Annotated in this window: 16 protein-coding genes and 1 other annotated feature; all 16 genes read left to right on the top strand. The window is 54.3% G+C overall.

From position 1 onward, the window contains the following. Nucleotides 1–67: 67 nt before the first annotated feature. The 16 genes from JCR24_RS01340 to JCR24_RS01415 all read left to right on the top strand — a co-directional run bounded on the left by JCR24_RS01340 (nt 68) and on the right by JCR24_RS01415 (nt 13,081). The gene (locus JCR24_RS01340) at nt 68–529 is read left to right on the top strand and encodes a prepilin-type N-terminal cleavage/methylation domain-containing protein (protein WP_238979948.1); all 462 of its coding nucleotides are present in this window, start codon (nt 68–70) and stop codon (nt 527–529) included. Between the two features lie 20 nt (nt 530–549). After that, nucleotides 550–1,296 carry a prepilin peptidase gene (locus tag JCR24_RS01345; RefSeq protein WP_238979949.1) on the top strand — a complete coding sequence of 249 codons (747 nt, stop codon included), beginning with the start codon at nt 550–552 and terminating at the stop codon, nt 1,294–1,296. A 21-nt stretch (nt 1,297–1,317) separates the two neighbouring features. Continuing rightward, nucleotides 1,318–2,256 carry a type IV pilus biogenesis protein PilM gene (gene pilM / locus JCR24_RS01350; protein ID WP_238979950.1) on the top strand — a complete coding sequence of 313 codons (939 nt, stop codon included), beginning with the start codon at nt 1,318–1,320 and terminating at the stop codon, nt 2,254–2,256. Further along, entirely contained in the window at nt 2,246–2,821 is a 576-nt protein-coding gene (locus JCR24_RS01355) for a fimbrial protein (protein WP_013144607.1), read from the top strand. The genes pilM and JCR24_RS01355 overlap by 11 nt, the downstream gene beginning before the upstream one ends. Beyond that, nucleotides 2,818–3,537, top strand: coding sequence for a pilus assembly protein PilO (locus JCR24_RS01360; RefSeq protein ID WP_238979951.1), 720 nt, complete (start codon nt 2,818–2,820; stop codon nt 3,535–3,537). Before JCR24_RS01355 ends, JCR24_RS01360 begins: the two co-directional genes overlap by 4 nt. Before the next feature lie 21 nt (nt 3,538–3,558). Next, nucleotides 3,559–4,020: a type II secretion system protein gene (locus JCR24_RS01365; RefSeq protein ID WP_011232097.1), complete on the top strand. Its 462-nt coding sequence runs from the start codon at nt 3,559–3,561 to the stop codon at nt 4,018–4,020. Between the two features lie 116 nt (nt 4,021–4,136). Then, nucleotides 4,137–5,252, top strand: coding sequence for a stage II sporulation protein D (locus tag JCR24_RS01370; protein WP_370643289.1), 1,116 nt, complete (start codon nt 4,137–4,139; stop codon nt 5,250–5,252). A gap of 432 nt (nt 5,253–5,684) precedes the next feature. After that, nucleotides 5,685–6,260, top strand: a complete 576-nt coding sequence (locus JCR24_RS01375; RefSeq protein ID WP_238979953.1) for a Maf family protein — start codon at nt 5,685–5,687, stop codon at nt 6,258–6,260. Between the two features lie 136 nt (nt 6,261–6,396). Continuing rightward, nucleotides 6,397–7,077, top strand: a complete 681-nt coding sequence (gene radC / locus JCR24_RS01380; RefSeq protein ID WP_013144611.1) for a RadC family protein — start codon at nt 6,397–6,399, stop codon at nt 7,075–7,077. A 157-nt stretch (nt 7,078–7,234) separates the two neighbouring features. Next, nucleotides 7,235–8,257 carry a rod shape-determining protein gene (locus JCR24_RS01385; protein ID WP_011232093.1) on the top strand — a complete coding sequence of 341 codons (1,023 nt, stop codon included), beginning with the start codon at nt 7,235–7,237 and terminating at the stop codon, nt 8,255–8,257. A gap of 19 nt (nt 8,258–8,276) precedes the next feature. Further along, entirely contained in the window at nt 8,277–9,143 is an 867-nt protein-coding gene (gene mreC, locus JCR24_RS01390; RefSeq protein ID WP_238979954.1) for a rod shape-determining protein MreC, read from the top strand. Beyond that, nucleotides 9,140–9,658 carry a rod shape-determining protein MreD gene (gene mreD / locus JCR24_RS01395; protein ID WP_013144613.1) on the top strand — a complete coding sequence of 173 codons (519 nt, stop codon included), beginning with the start codon at nt 9,140–9,142 and terminating at the stop codon, nt 9,656–9,658. Before mreC ends, mreD begins: the two co-directional genes overlap by 4 nt. Nucleotides 9,659–9,698: 40 nt before the next feature. Continuing rightward, nucleotides 9,699–10,391 (top strand): septum site-determining protein MinC, encoded by a 693-nt coding sequence (gene minC / locus JCR24_RS01400; protein WP_013144614.1) that lies wholly within the window; start codon nt 9,699–9,701, stop codon nt 10,389–10,391. A 2-nt stretch (nt 10,392–10,393) separates the two neighbouring features. Further along, a complete protein-coding gene (minD, locus tag JCR24_RS01405; protein ID WP_011232089.1) occupies nt 10,394–11,197 on the top strand; it encodes a septum site-determining protein MinD in 804 nt (267 codons plus the stop codon). A 263-nt stretch (nt 11,198–11,460) separates the two neighbouring features. Further along, nucleotides 11,461–12,228 (top strand): M23 family metallopeptidase, encoded by a 768-nt coding sequence (locus JCR24_RS01410; RefSeq protein ID WP_011232088.1) that lies wholly within the window; start codon nt 11,461–11,463, stop codon nt 12,226–12,228. After that, entirely contained in the window at nt 12,221–13,081 is an 861-nt protein-coding gene (locus JCR24_RS01415; RefSeq protein WP_023633735.1) for a site-2 protease family protein, read from the top strand. The genes JCR24_RS01410 and JCR24_RS01415 overlap by 8 nt, the downstream gene beginning before the upstream one ends. A 387-nt stretch (nt 13,082–13,468) precedes the next feature. Then, nucleotides 13,469–13,548 (top strand) — a sequence feature (ribosomal protein L21 leader region). Nucleotides 13,549–13,562: the final 14 nt, after the last annotated feature.

A 13,562-nucleotide genomic window follows, 5' to 3' on the forward strand; every position in this document is an offset into this window, starting at 1 on the left:
TTTTTCTTCCTATGTTGTAGAATAATAGGGAAAACAGGCTAAAAATGAAAGAAAGGGAGAGTGAACCATGTTCAAACGGGTGTTGAAAAACGAGCGCGGCTTGACGCTCATCGAACTGCTCGCCGTCATTGTCATTTTGGGGATCGTTGCGGCGATTGCCATTCCGGCCATCGGCGCTATTATGGACAACTCGAAAAAAGACGCCCATATTGCCAACGCGAAGCAGGTTGCGAGCGCAGCGCGGCTAGCCATTGCGGCAGATAATAACACGAAAACGAGTTACACGTTGAAACAATTATATGATGGTGGATATTTGGAAAACATTCCGAAATCTCCAGGGAAGCATTCGACAGCGAAGTATGATGCAGATGAAAGCAAAGTAGACATTGTAAAAGAAACAGATAATAATAACAACGTCACGGGTATTCTATACAAAGTAAAACTCGTGGATGGTGACGGAAGTTTTGTTTACATTGACGGCACCAAAGATGTAAATGAATTGACTCGTAAGGATGTGGACCTGGAATAAGGAGTTAATTTGTTGTACAAATGATACTTTTTCTCATTTTTCTTTACTCCCTCCTCCTCGCCTCGTTCTTTAACGTCGTCGGGCTGCGGGTGCCCGTCGGGGAGTCGATCATCAGGCCGCGGTCGCATTGCCCGGCGTGTGGGCGGACGCTGTCGGCGAGGGAGTTGATCCCAGTTGTGTCTTATGTCGTGCAGCGCGGGCGGTGCAAAGGGTGCGGGGGGCGCATCTCCCCCCTTTACCCGGCGATGGAATTGGCCACCGCTGCCTTGTTTACGGCCGCGCCGATGTGGGTCGGCTGGAGCGGGCGGCTCGTTGTGGCGTGGACGTTGATCAGCTTGTTTGCCATCATTGTCGTCTCCGATCTTCGCTACATGCTCATCCCCGACCGGGTGCTTTTGGTGTTTGCCGGTTTGTTTTTGGTTGAGCGGCTTGTGATTCCGTTTTTGCCGTGGGCCGATATGCTCCTTGGGGCGGCGGTCGGATTTTCGCTTTTATGGCTGATCGCCGTTTTGTCCAAAGGCGGGATGGGGGGCGGCGATGTGAAGCTGTTTGCCGTGCTTGGGTTTGTGCTCGGTTGGAAAATGGTGTTGCTCGCGTTTTTCTTGGCGACGTTGTACGGAACGGTGATCGGGCTTGTCGGCATGGCGTTGGGCCGCGTGCGGCGCGGCAAGCCGATGCCGTTTGCGCCGGCGATCGCACTCGGGGCGTTGACCGCGTTTTTCTTCGGAGAAGCGATCGTGCGCGCGTATATTTCACTCATGATGTAAAGACGGCAGAAAGGAAGCGGAATGAAGATGGCGTTATGGCGGCGAAAGGCGAAACAGGCGAACATCATCATCAAAGATCATGTCCTCCGCTATGTGGAAGCAAAGCCGGGGCAGCCGCCCGAGGCGAGGCGATGGGGCGAGCGAGCCTTGCCGCCCGGCATCATTCGCGATGGAAAAATCGCCGATCGGGAAACGTTGGCGATGATTTTGGACGAATGTGTTGACGAATGGAAACTTGACGGGCGGCGTGTCCGCTTTGTCGTTCCCGATCCGTTTGTGATGATCCGCCATTTGCCGCTTCCCGCTCATTTGTCGGACGAGGACATCCGCGGCTATTTGTTTATGGAGCTTGGTGAATCGATTCCGCTTCCGTTCGCCGATCCGGTGTTTGACTACGTCGTGGCCGAGAGAACAAGCGAGGTGCTGAACGTGCTGTTGTTTGCCGCGCCGGAAGAGGCGGTGGCCGAATATGCGGCGCTCTTGGAAGACGCCGGCCTGCGCCCGGTGGCGGCCGATGTGTCACCGCTTTGCGCCTATCGCCCGTTTTTTGTTGCCGGACAAGCCGCGGCGGACGACCACATTTTGCTTGTCCAGTTTGACGAATCGGCTGTCAATTTGAGCGTCTTCCACCGCCATTTGCCGCAGTTTATGCGCCATGTGCCGCTTGAGGCGCCCGGGGAGCCGACGGCGGCGATCGTCGACCCGTTTATTGACGTGTATAAAGAAATCGAGCGGATGATGAGCTTTTATTCGTTTTCCATCCAGCAAGGAAAACAGCAAATTACGCGCCTCTTCCTCACCGGCGACCATCCGCGGCTTGACGATGTGTTTGCTGTTATGTCAGAGCGGCTTGATGTGCCGCCGGAGCGGCTTTCTCGCTCGCTTGATCCGTTGCCGGACCGTTATCATCTCGCCTGGGGATTGGCGTTGAAAGAAGGAATGGCTGACCATGATCGTTGACATCAACTTGCTGCCGCGCAAAGAGCCGCGCCGTGCGGCGGGCGCCGTGCTGGCGGCCTTCGCCGTTTTGCTTCTGCTGCTTGGCGCTGGGGGAGGCTACTGGCTGATGGAGCGTGCGAATCAACGGCTCGCGGCGCTTGAAGGGGAGCTTCGGCAAGTGCGCGCCGAGCAGGCGGCGATGGAGGCGAAGGGAAAAACGACGGAGCAGCAGCAAGCTGAGCAAGAGCTTGCTAAAGCGGTCGAATGGGCGAACCGTTATCCGCTCAAAACGGTGCCGCTGTTGCGTGCGTTGGCCAAACAACTGCCGGAGCGCGGCTTTATCATGAACTTTTCGTATGCCGGTCAAAAGACGGTGACGATGACAGTGCAGTTTGATGCGGCGGAAGAAGCGGCCTATTATTTAGATCGGCTTGAGGAAGTTCATTTGGTCAAAGCCGTCAAATTGACCGGCATCTCGGCCAGCGGCGAAAGCGGCGGGGCAGAGGGGGAAACGATCGTGCCGCGGTATATCGCGCAATATGAGCTGGAACTTCAGCCGACAGGAAAAGAGGGGGACAACGAATGATGGGCCGTTTTGGCAAATGGCCGCTCGTGTTTACCGGGGTGTTTCTTCTTGCCGCTCTTTTGTTTGCCGCTTTCTATGTTTTTGTGCTCATGCCGCGCTACGAACAAATGGATCGGCTCGAGTCGGTCGTACAAAGCGAGAAAAACGTGTTGGCTGCAATGAAAAAGCAGGCGGCGGGGAATCGAGAAGAAACGGCAGAGAGCCTGGCGGCTTTGCAGAGGAAAGTGCCGGTGCGCCCGTTCGCCGACCAACTGTTGCTGGCGTTTCAAAAAGCGGAATATATTTCTGACAGCCGGTTATTGAGCGTCAGCTTCGATGAAGGGCAAGGAACCGGAGAATCTCCTTCGCAAGGGAACGCGAATGGAGCGGAAAGCAAGGCGTCCGGAGACAAGGCGTTGATTCCTCCAAGCGGCATCCAGTCTATTACCGCCCAATTGACGGTGGAATCTCCCTCCTATTATCAGCTTGAACGGTTTTTAGAGGTGCTTGAGCACTCTGAGCGCATTTTGGCGGTGGAAGGATTGACGTTTACCGGCCCGTCGGAGTTGACGTCCACCGCTGTCGACGTGCAACCGCTCGCCTATTCCATCAATGTCCGCGCCTTTTACGCGCCGCAGCTTGAGAAATGGAAGCAGCTCATTCCCATCCGCGATGTCCCTCCGCCAAGCGGCAAAGACAATCCGCTCGTGGAAGTGGCGCCGCCTTCGGGACGGTAGCGGGGATGGTGGAAGGCCGATATGCTCATTCGCATGAAGCGGGGGATGACCCTCATTGAGCTTTTGGCTGTGCTCGTCATCATCGGTATTGTGGCGATGATCGTCGGTCTTGCCATGTGGACGGTGATTGATCGGGCGCGCGAGCGGGCGTTTGTTTCCGATGCGTATGGACTATATGAAGCGGCGCGGCTGTATGTCGGCGCCGAGAAAGTGGAATTTTTGCCAGCCCGTTCTTCTGCCATATTGTCGTATGGAGAATTGGTGGGCAACGGTTTGCTGGATCCAATCGAAGATCCGTTTACCGGAAATGTATTGCCGCCGGAAACGAATCCATCGTACGTGCTTGCCACGAAGCGGGAAGACGGCGGGATCGATTATGCCGTTTGCTTAAAAGGCGAGACAAAGCAGCTTTGCACCTATGAGGGGCGCGAGCAGCCGATTCCTGTCGAAGCGCTGGGGACCGAGGCGATTCGCAACCGTTGATGTCGGAAAATGAAGAACAGAAGCGGGGACAAGACGACAAATGTCTTGTTCTTTTTTTTTCCGTTTGTGGTAAGATAGGCGAAAGAAATCGAAGCATGAAGAAGGACGGTGGCCAAATGGACAAGCAGCGCATGCGCATTATGGTGAATATCAACGGCAAGCCCCGCCCATTTACCGTGGAGCGTTCGTCGGAAGGACGGCCGTCCGAGGAGTCGGGTGGATATCCGGTGGACAGCCATCTAGGGAAAGGACAGCGAGCCAAAAACGAGGCGGATGACAGCCGCCAAGTGAGCGCGTTTCAAGAAGGCGGGCCATCCGCAGGCAAGCCATCAACAGGCCTGTGGGTTGTGGAGGATGGGCAAGTTCGAGAAGATGTTGAAACGACGGGTTGGGAAGAGGCGGCCGCCCTTGAGGCGGATGAACGGGTCATTTCCGTTTCCGAGGCGATGCAACAAAAGAAAAGCGCCAGACGTCGGACATGGCGGCTGCCGGCTCAAGCCAAGTCGCTGCTCGCCGCCGCGTTGGTCGCTGCGTTGGTCGGCATGGCGTTTGGCATGACGGTGCTGCGCATCATTCCGAAGGAAAAATTGGCTTCGTCGCCGGCATCTGAAGCGATGACGGAATTGACAAAGCCTGAAACAGCGGCGGGCGAAGAAGGAAGAGAAAGCGTCGTACGAGCGCCGTTTTCCATTGCGGTCATTCAAGCTGGCGTCTATTCGAATGCGGCGGCGGCCAAGCAGGCGTCCGAATCGATCAAAACAGCAGGCGTGCCGGTCGTCGTCGCGGGGCAAAAACCGGCAGCGCTCTATATCGCCGTCGGCGCGGATAAGGAAACGTTGCGGACGGTCAACGACCAATACCGCCAAAGGGTGCCAAGCACGTATGTCAAAGAGCTGTCGTTTGCCGCCGAAGCGGCGGCGCGCCGGTCGGAGGCCATCCAAAAAGGGGAGGTTTTGTATGAAAACATGGCAGCGGTCTCCGCGGCTTTGCTTGGCGGCAGGAAAGCAGGAGAAGATGACTGGCAGGCGCTCCAAAAGGCGTATGACGCGTTAGAAAAAAGCAACGCTTCAAGCGACAAAACAGTCGGGCGGTATGTTGAAGCGCTGAAGCAGGCGTATGTCGCCCTTGCCGCATACAAAGAGCAACGGGATGAAGCGCTGTTGGCCAAAGCCCAGCAACAGCTGCTCGAGGCGCTCGCCGTTTATATCGAATTGGTGCCGCTAGGGAGCTAGAAGCCCCGTTTTTTTTTGCCTATTGCATGTATAAAGAATTTCCGATTTTTCGTTTCTATATTTATCTCCATACAAGTCGACTATGATATAACGTGGCGAGTGATCGGCTGGATGTAAAACAAAATTTCAACTTTATATAGATGGCAACGAAAACGTTTCACATATCCTTGACGGAAAAGCCGTTTGTCCATTTTTCGACTGTCGAAGGCAAGCCTGTGGCTTGGAAGACCGAACAACCACCCGCTTCACAGACCCATACATGGGTCTGAAAGCCGCGTTGTTCGGTCGCCCGACAGTCGATCAAATGCCTAGTAAAATCTGCAAATGTTCATGCTTCAAATGGCATCTATACAGAAAATTGCCTTTCACCGCAAAATTTGCTACGATACAAATGAATCTTCCGAGCCGAAACGAGTGAAAGGAGAATGAACGATGCCTCCACGGTTCGTGCTTGCTTCCCGCTCCCCGCGCCGCAGGCAGATCCTCGAGCTGGCCGGTTGGCCGTTTGACGTTCAAGAAAGTCAAGCCGATGAGACGATCGCCCCCGGAACGCCCCCTGATGAAGCTGTCCAACTGCTTGCCCGCCGGAAAGTTGAGGCGGTGGCGCCGTCTGTCCCTGATGCGTACGTTCTTGGCGCTGATACAATCGTGGTGTGCGATGGCCGCTTGTTAGGGAAGCCGCGCACGGAAGAAGAAGCATTCGCCATGTTGCGGCTCTTGTCCGGGCGAACGCATGACGTATGGACCGGCGTCGCCATCGCACTCCCTCATGGTGTCATCACATCGTTTGCGGAAAAAACAGCCGTCACGTTTTGGGAGCTCGATGACGAGGAAATTGCCGCCTATATTGCGACCGGGGAGCCGATGGACAAGGCGGGGGCGTATGGCATCCAAGGCCGCGCCGCCCTGTTTGTCAAACGGATCGAAGGCGACTATTTGACGGTCGTCGGCCTGCCGCTGTCGCGGACGGTGAGGGAATTGCGCCGGCTCGGGTGGCCGCCGGCATAGATGAAAGCACAGGCGGCCGCCGTCTGGCGCCTTTTTGGCAAAAGAACGCCCCCGCAAACGGATTCTGCTGTCGTACCGAGGGGCGGTTCAAGCCTCTCCATCTTTCGATGAAGCAAAACAAAAAAGGGGGAGTATGATGGCGTGGATGATCCGCGATGTTCCGAAAGACAGCCGGCCGCGTGAACGGCTGCTGTCATCAGGGCCAGAAAGTTTATCCGACCATGAACTGATCGCCATTTTGTTGCGCACGGGCACGAAGGAGGAGTCGGTCGTGCAGCTCGCCCAGCGTCTCCTTCGCCATTTTGAGGGGCTGAGGTCGCTCAAAGACGCAACGGTCGAAGAAATGACGAACATCAAAGGGATCGGGCCGACGAAAGCCGTGCAAATTTTGGCGGCGCTCGAGCTCGGCCGACGCATCCACCAGTCCGGCTGCGCCGACCGCTATGTGATTCGTTGCCCGGAAGACGGAGCGAAATACGTCATGGAAGATATGCGCTTTTTATCGCAAGAACATTTTGTCGCCATTTATTTAAATACGAAAAATCAAGTCATCTACCGCAAAACGGTGTTCATCGGCAGTTTAAACGCCTCGATTGTCCATCCGCGCGAAGTGTTTAAAGAGGCGATCAAACGTTCCGCCGCCTCAGTCATTTGTGTGCATAACCACCCTTCTGGCGATCCGACTCCAAGCCGCGAAGACATCGATGTGACGAAACGGCTCGCGGAATGCGGCCGCATCATCGGCATCGAGCTCTTGGATCACCTCATCATCGGCGATCAAAAATTCATCAGTTTGAAAGAAAAAGGCTATGTCTGACGGTTCTCATTTTTTGTCGAATCAGTTATAATATCAACTATGGGTTTTTCCGAATCCGTTCGGGCGGTGTTGTACAATTTATAAATGACTTGACATCCGATCCATGTTGTCAATAGAAAATCATATGCATTTCGTTTCGGAAAGGAAGATCGATCATATGTTTGGAATTGGGACGAAAGATCTCGGGATTGATTTAGGAACAGCGAATACGCTCGTTTATGTGAAGGGAAAAGGGATCGTTTTGCGCGAGCCGTCGGTTGTCGCCATTCAGCGCGACACGAAGCAAATCGTCGCTGTCGGCAATGAAGCGAAAAACATGATCGGGCGCACGCCGGGCAACATCGTGGCGCTTCGTCCGATGAAAGACGGCGTCATCGCCGATTATGAAACGACGGCGACGATGATGAAATATTTCATTCGCAAGGCCGTCAAAACGAAAGGGTTGTTTGCCAGCAAGCCGTATGTGATGGTATGCGTGCCGTACGGCATCACAGCCGTGGAGGAGCGCGCGGTCATCGATGCGACTCGCCAGGCTGGAGCACGCGATGCCTATACGATTGAAGAACCATTTGCGGCCGCGATCGGCGCCAATTTGCCGGTGTGGGAGCCGACCGGGAGCATGGTCGTCGACATCGGCGGCGGTACGACTGAAGTGGCTGTGATTTCGCTCGGCGGCATCGTGACGAGCCAGTCGATTCGCATCGCCGGCGATGAAATGGATGAGGCGATCATTCAATACATCCGAAAAACGTACAATTTGATGATCGGAGAACGGACGGCGGAGGCGATTAAAGTCGAGATCGGCTCAGCCGGAAATCCGGAAGGAATCGGAAACATGGAAATTCGCGGCCGCGACTTGCTCACTGGGCTGCCAAAAACGATCGAAATCAGCGCCGAAGAAGTGGCTGAGGCGCTGCACGATACGGTCTATGCGATCGTCGAGTCGGTGAAAAACACGCTCGAAAAAACACCGCCGGAGCTGGCGGCTGACATTATGGACCGCGGCATCGTGCTGACAGGCGGCGGCGCTTTGTTGCGCAACTTGGACAAGGTCATCAGCAAAGAGACGGACATGCCGGTCATCGTCGCGGAAAATCCGCTTGATTGCGTGGCCATTGGCACCGGGAAAGCGCTCGACCACATCGACTTGTTTAAAAACAAGGCGAGAGACCATCGCTGACGGTAAGAAGGTGTGACGCATGCCACAGCTTTTTGGGAATAAGCGTCTCATTTTTTTGCTCGTCAGCATCGTCATCCTTGTCATGTTGATCGGCTTTTCCCTGCGCAGCCGCAAAGAATTGACGTGGCCGGAGCAGTTTGTAAAAGATACGGTTGGTTTTGTTCAGCTTCTGTTTGGGAAGCCCGCCCAGGAGATCGCGGGCTTCTTTGAAAATGTGAGCGATCTTCGCCGTACATATAAGGAAAACGAACTGCTGAAGGCAAGACTTGAGGAATATGCGGCGCTTGAGACCGAGGTCGAGGCGTTGCGGCAAGAAAACGAACGGCTGCGCGCGTTGCTCGATAAAAAAGAGAGCTTGCGTGATTTTGTTTCGATTCAGGCGACGGTGATCGGGCGGAACCCGGATCGTTGGCGGGAAACGATCATCATCAACAAAGGCGAGCAACACGGCGTGAAAAAAGATATGGCCGTCATCACCCCAGCGGGGCTTGTCGGCAAGGTGCAGCACGCTTCCCAATTTACGTCCACTGTGCAGCTGTTAAGCGCGCTTGACCAAAACAACCGCATTTCCGCTTATATCCAAGGAAAGGAAAACGTGTTTGGGTTGATCGAAGGCTACGATGAGAAGCGGCGCGAGTTGCTGCTCGGAGAAATTCCGATTGACGCCAAAGTGGAAAAAAGGCAAAAAGTGTTGACTTCCGGCCTTGGCGGCGTGTTTCCGAAAGGACTGCCGATCGGTGAGGTGACCGAGATCAAGCCGGACCAATACGGATTGACGAAAGTCGTCTATGTCAAGCCGTTTGCCAACTTGTATGATATTGACGACGTCATGATTGTGAAACGAACCATCGATGTAGCACTGCAGGAAAAGGAGGAGGCAAAGTGAACAAGTGGCGTCTCCCTTTCCTTGCGGTGTTATGTTTTGTGAGTGAGAGCCTTTTTGTTGATGTATGGCCAAAAGGCGACTTGTATGTCCACTATTTTTTTGTTCCCCGGTTTTTTCTTGTTTTTCTCGTGTTCACAGCGATGCATTTCGGCGGGACGCGGGCGATGGGGTACGGGTTCATCTTCGGGTTCCTGTATGACTGCGTCTACACAGAGCTGCTCGGTGTTTATGCGTTTGCCTATACGCTTATAGCCTACTTGGCGGGCAAAGCGATGAAATGGTTCCACCAAAACTGGTTTGTTGCATCGCTCTTGTCGCTGCTTTCCATTGTGCTGCTTGACAGTTATATCTACGGCATCCAGCTGTTGATCGGGCGGACCGATTGGTCGTTTTCTGTTTTTTGGGACCGCCGTCTATGGCCGACGCTGCTTCTGAACGTCGCGTTTTTGCTCGTCTTTTCGTACCCGCTCGAACGGCGATTGGCCAAAATTCGCCGGTTTGAGCAGGAAGAATAAAAGAGGAAAAACGGCCCGTTTTGTAGAATTATTCGTTGGGGTGAACGTTGTGGCGAAACAAAAGCAGCAGTACGTGACGATTAAAGGGACGAAAGATGGGCTGACGCTGCATCTCGATGACCGCTGCTCGTATGACGATTTATTGAAAGAAATCGAGGAGCGGCTTGTCAAACAAGCTGGCGTCGCGCCAGACAGCCCCCTTGTCTCTGTTCATCTGAAAATTGGGAACCGCTATTTGACGCCTGCCCAAGAGGAAGAGGTGCGTGCGCTCATCCGCCGTTCAAAAAATTTGGTCGTCGATTCGATCGAAAGCAATGTCATGTCGAAAGCAGAAGCGATAGAATGGATGAGAAAAACGGAAATTGTGCCCGTTTCGCGCATTGTCCGTTCGGGACAAGTGCTTCATGTCGAAGGGGATTTGCTGCTGATCGGCGACGTGAACCCTGGCGGAACGGTCATTGCCGGAGGCAACATTTTCATTCTCGGCGCCTTGCGCGGCATCGCCCATGCCGGGTATGCCGGCAATAAACAGGCGATCATCGCTGCATCGGTCATGAAACCGATGCAGCTGCGCATCGGCGACATCATGAGCCGAGCGCCCGATTCGAAAACGGATGAAGGAAATGAAATGGAATGCGCCTATATTGATGAGCATAACCAAATTGTTGTCGACCGCCTTCAGCTGCTTATGCATTTGCGGCCGAATTTGACGCGCTTAGAAAGGAGAATGTGACCGTGGGAGAAGCGATCGTCATCACTTCCGGAAAAGGCGGCGTCGGCAAAACGACGACGACCGCGAACCTTGGGACGGCCCTCGCCATTCTAGGGAAGCGGGTGTGCCTTGTCGACACCGACATCGGGCTGCGCAACCTCGATGTCGTGCTTGGGCTTGAGAACCGAATTATTTATGATTTGGTTGATGTCGTGGAGGGGCGTTGCACGGTGCAGAAGGCGCTTGTGAAAGACAAGCGGTTCGATAACCATTTGTATTTGTTGCCGGCCGCGCAAACGAGCGATAAGTCGGCGGTCAACCCCGCGCAAATGAAACAGCTCATTGAGGAGCTGAAACAGGAATACGATTATGTGCTCATCGACTGTCCGGCTGGAATCGAACAAGGCTATCGCAACGCTGTCGCCGGCGCGGACGAAGCGATCGTCGTCACGACGCCGGAAGTGTCGGCGGTCCGCGACGCCGACCGCATCATCGGCTTGCTTGAAGCGGAGGAGCACGTCAAACCGCCGCGCCTCATCATCAACCGCATTCGCAGCCATATGGTGAAAAACGGCGATATGTTGGATGTCGACGAAATCATCTCGCATTTATCGATCGAGTTGCTCGGCATTATCGCCGACGATGAAAACGTGATCAAAGCGTCGAACCGCGGCGAGCCGATTGTGCTGGACCCAAACAGCAAAGCGTCGATCGCCTTCCGCAACATTGCCCGCCGCATCCTCGGCGAGTCGGTGCCGCTGCCGCCGCTTGAGGAAGAGGAGAAGGGGCTGTTTTCAAAGATTCGGAAAATATTTAGTTTGAAATAATGGAGTTGGCGCAAGAAGGCCGTTGAATGGGCCTTCTTTTTTTATTCATAATTGTTGTGCTGTTTGGAATTCCTGATCTGTAACAACGGAAGCAGATGGTATCGATCGGTTGCGGCGCTCAGCCGAAACGTTGGTGTGAAACCGTTTGAGGGATTTGTTCGCGGACGTGTTCGGCGAGGCGCGGCGAAAAACGCTCGTTCATATTCCATGAGGTTGTCTCATAAATTAGTACAAACGTTGTTGGAAAGGTGGAGGGGGGACGTATGGATCGACGCGTCCGTGAGATGAAAAAACGCATTGAAAAACGAAGAAGGGAACGTCAATATAAGGGGCAGGATCCAAAAGAATCTAGATGGAGCGCCGCTGATGAGGAGCGGTACGGGCTGCCGGTCGTCACGTATGACCGCTATTCGTTTGAATCCGCTCCCCATCCGTTGTTCCGCAAAGAATGGTTTTTATTCAAAACACTCATCGCTGCCTGTCTCGTGCTAGTGACGGCCATTTTGTTCCGGCATCCGTCCGCTTCCCTCGAGCCGGCGCGGCAGTTTATTGCCCGGACGATGGAAACCGAGTTTCAGTTTGCGGCCGTCTCAGCCTGGTATGAAAAAACGTTCGGTGAGCCGCTCGCTTTTTTTGCCCCGAAAAAGGAAGAAAAGGTGAAAACGGCTTCATCCTATGCAGTGCCGGCTTCTGGACGGATTCTCGAAAGTTTTGAAAAAAACGGGGAGGGTGTGACGATCGAAACCGAGAATGGAGCCAAAGTGGAAGCGATGAAAGAAGGGATTGTCACCTTTGCCGGTACGAAAGACCGTCTCGGCAAAACGGTCATCATCCAACATGCGGACGGCACGGAGACGTGGTATGGACGTTTGGGGGCCATTTCGGTGAAATTGTATGATTTTGTAGAAATGGGGCAGGAAGTTGGCACGGCCGGGGCGAGCGAGGCAAATAAACAGAAAGGGCTGTTTTATTTTGCGATTAAACAAGGAGATGAATTTATCGATCCGATTCAGGTGATTTCCTTTGAATAAGTATATGGCGCTGCTCGGGAAGCTGCACGTCCACCCGCTGTTATGGTTGATCGGCGGCATCGCGGTGCTTACCGCCCATTTCAAGCAGCTTTGCCTGTTGTTTTTCATCGTCCTCGTTCATGAGCTTGGCCATGCGGCGGCAGCCGCGTTTTTCTCTTGGCGGGTGAAGCGGATTTTGCTGCTGCCGTTCGGCGGAGTGGCGGAAGTCGAAGAGCACGGCAACCGGCCGTTCCGCGAGGAGTGGATCGTGACGCTCGCCGGGCCGGCCCAGCATCTGTGGCTCGTAGCGGCGGCGTTTTTTTTGTGGAAGGCCGGCATGATGGATGGCGGGAGCTGGGAGCTCTTTTTTCGCTACAATGCGGCCATTTTCGCTTTGAACTTGCTGCCGATCTGGCCGCTGGATGGAGGCAAGTTATTGTTTTTGCTGCTGTCCTACCGCCGCCCGTTCAGCGAAGCGCATCGAAACACGGTCGCCATATCGGCCGCCGTGCTTGCTGTCGGCGTTGTTCTTTTGTTTGTGTTGGCGCCGCGCCAGCTTGATTTATGGGCGATCGCCGCCTTTTTGGCGCATGCTCTTTGGCAGGAGCAAAAGCAGCATCCGTATGTCGTCATGCGCTTTTTGCTTGAGCGGTATTATGGAAACAAAGGCGGCTATACAAAGCTGCGGACGATTACGGCGCCGGCGGACGAACGCATCTCGGCCGTGCTGCAGCGATTTTACCGCGGACAAAAGCATGCGATCATCGTCGTTCGCGACGGGCGCGAACGGGCGACGCTCGATGAAAACGAGCTGCTGCATGCGTTTTTTGCCGAAAAACAAGCCGATGCGCCGCTTGGCGCTCTCATCTATTGATCGTGGCTATATATAAAAGTTTCACATATCCTTGATGGAAAAGTCGCTTATCTATTTTTCGACTGACGAAGGCAAGCCACAGGCTTGCCCTCGTCACACCTTGGCGTGACGGGAGGCCGAACAGCCGCTCGCTTCACAGACTCATACATGGGTCTGAAAGCGGCGTTGTTCGGTCGATCAACAGTCGATCAAATACTCGGTAAAGTTGCAAATGGCAAAGCTTCAAATGGCCTCTCTATATAGTCGTTTGCACCGTTTCATCATCGCCCGCCGGGGGACGAAGATGACGGTTGACGGCCGGCCGTTTCTATGTTACGATAGATGACGTTGTAGACTTTTTGTCCTGCCAACAAGGGCAAAAGAGGGCGGCTGTCGCAAAAAGACGCACCCGCACTACAACCGCTCAGCGCGGGCGATGAAGCGCTCCGTCTTGGGCCGCCTTGGCGCTGGCGAGTCTGAGTCCATGAAGGAGGTGCGATGC

Origin of the sequence: Geobacillus sp. YHL, from assembly GCF_022341265.1 — a bacterium.
Lineage (GTDB): Bacteria > Bacillota > Bacilli > Bacillales > Anoxybacillaceae > Geobacillus > Geobacillus thermoleovorans.

What these genes read in the sequence shown, in the direction of transcription:
- JCR24_RS01340 (WP_238979948.1), top strand. Translation starts at nt 68, where the DNA reads ATGTTCAAACGGGTGTTGAAAAACGAGCGCGGCTTGACGCTCATCGAA.
- JCR24_RS01345 (WP_238979949.1), top strand. Translation starts at nt 550, where the DNA reads ATGATACTTTTTCTCATTTTTCTTTACTCCCTCCTCCTCGCCTCGTTC.
- pilM (WP_238979950.1), top strand. Translation starts at nt 1,318, where the DNA reads ATGAAGATGGCGTTATGGCGGCGAAAGGCGAAACAGGCGAACATCATC.
- JCR24_RS01355 (WP_013144607.1), top strand. Translation starts at nt 2,246, where the DNA reads ATGATCGTTGACATCAACTTGCTGCCGCGCAAAGAGCCGCGCCGTGCG.
- JCR24_RS01360 (WP_238979951.1), top strand. Translation starts at nt 2,818, where the DNA reads ATGATGGGCCGTTTTGGCAAATGGCCGCTCGTGTTTACCGGGGTGTTT.
- JCR24_RS01365 (WP_011232097.1), top strand. Translation starts at nt 3,559, where the DNA reads ATGCTCATTCGCATGAAGCGGGGGATGACCCTCATTGAGCTTTTGGCT.
- JCR24_RS01370 (WP_370643289.1), top strand. Translation starts at nt 4,137, where the DNA reads ATGGACAAGCAGCGCATGCGCATTATGGTGAATATCAACGGCAAGCCC.
- JCR24_RS01375 (WP_238979953.1), top strand. Translation starts at nt 5,685, where the DNA reads ATGCCTCCACGGTTCGTGCTTGCTTCCCGCTCCCCGCGCCGCAGGCAG.
- radC (WP_013144611.1), top strand. Translation starts at nt 6,397, where the DNA reads ATGGCGTGGATGATCCGCGATGTTCCGAAAGACAGCCGGCCGCGTGAA.
- JCR24_RS01385 (WP_011232093.1), top strand. Translation starts at nt 7,235, where the DNA reads ATGTTTGGAATTGGGACGAAAGATCTCGGGATTGATTTAGGAACAGCG.
- mreC (WP_238979954.1), top strand. Translation starts at nt 8,277, where the DNA reads ATGCCACAGCTTTTTGGGAATAAGCGTCTCATTTTTTTGCTCGTCAGC.
- JCR24_RS01410 (WP_011232088.1), top strand. Translation starts at nt 11,461, where the DNA reads ATGGATCGACGCGTCCGTGAGATGAAAAAACGCATTGAAAAACGAAGA.